Genomic DNA, 1,091 nt, shown 5'->3' with positions numbered 1-1,091 from the left:
GACGCCCTTGTTGGCGAGCGCCTCGCGGACGACCTCGGGGTTCTCCCGGACGAACTGTCGAGACAGCATTTGTCGGGGATTCCGCGGGGCGACTCAAAACCGTATCGGAGCGTCGGCATCGCTTGGCACGGGGCGTGCGCATCGCTCGCCGCCGAGCGTCCGCATCGCTCACCGCGGAACGCCGGCACCGAGCGACGTGACGCGCCCGGCCTACGGGATGAACGCGAAGTTCGCGAACACCATGAGCAGCGCGAGGCCGGCGACGACGACGCCCATCACGCGCATCATGAGGACTCGGGTGTCGCTCGGTTCGATCGTTCCGGTCGAGCCGTCGGGCGATCGGGTCTGCCAGCTCGTCAGCCGTCGGGGGAACGCGGCCATCGCCAGCGCGCCGGCCGCGACGAGGAGGGGGACGGCCACGAATAACAGCCGGAAGGGTGCGGGGGACATGCGAGGGTGAGTGGCTGTGCGAGTCAACAAAATCTTACGGTGTAACGCGGTGTGCTCGCAACCTCACTGTGCTCGGCGACCACGCCGCGCTCCGCGACGGCGCCGAGCGAGCGCCGGAATCGAGCGACCGGCGGCTCAGTACCCGCCCGGGAGCGCGAACACGACCGCGAGCGCGAAGAGCGGCGCCGCGGCGACGACCGCGTACCAGACGCCGGCGGCGACGAGCAGCGCCCACGTGTCGAGTCCGTAGCCGGTCGGGTCCCAGTGGACGCCGACCCGCGGCAGGCCGACCACGGCGACGGCGGGCGCGACGAGTCCGGTGAGAATCCCGCCCGCCAGCGCGGTCTCGACGAGCCCGTTGCTCCACCCGGCGCCCTCCGGGTCGGCGAACTCGAGGGTCACCACGAGGCCGACGAGGTACGGGACCGACAGGCCGAGCGCGACGGCGACGTACGAAGGGAGGAGTCGTCCCTCGGGCGGGAGCGCGCGGAACAGCGCCCGGACGCGTGCGGCGGCGAGGAACGGCGCCCACAGCGCGGCGGCGACCAGACCGGGCAGCGCGAACAGGAGGACGGTGATCAGCCAGCCGACGGCGGATCCGACGACTCCGGGGGCGGCGGCTCGGGGGACGGCGAGACCGG

At 72.6% G+C, this 1,091-nt stretch carries 2 protein-coding genes; both read right to left on the bottom strand.

Annotated features, from left to right (window positions below; genetic code table 11):
* Positions 1-210: 210 nt before the first annotated feature.
* Complete coding sequence (locus tag U4E84_RS18410; protein ID WP_322533501.1) at positions 211-450, bottom strand: hypothetical protein; 240 nt, start codon at positions 448-450, stop codon at positions 211-213.
* 135 nt (positions 451-585) lie between these two features.
* On the bottom strand, positions 586-1,032 hold the full coding sequence (locus tag U4E84_RS18405; RefSeq protein WP_322533502.1) for a hypothetical protein: 447 nt from the start codon (positions 1,030-1,032) through the stop codon (positions 586-588).
* Positions 1,033-1,091: the final 59 nt, after the last annotated feature.

The sequence above is a fragment of the Halorubrum sp. AD140 genome (assembly GCF_034497445.1).
Taxonomy (GTDB): domain Archaea; phylum Halobacteriota; class Halobacteria; order Halobacteriales; family Haloferacaceae; genus Halorubrum.
The sequence above is the reverse complement of the archived record's forward strand: the minus strand, read 5'-3'. Positions and strand labels throughout refer to the sequence as shown.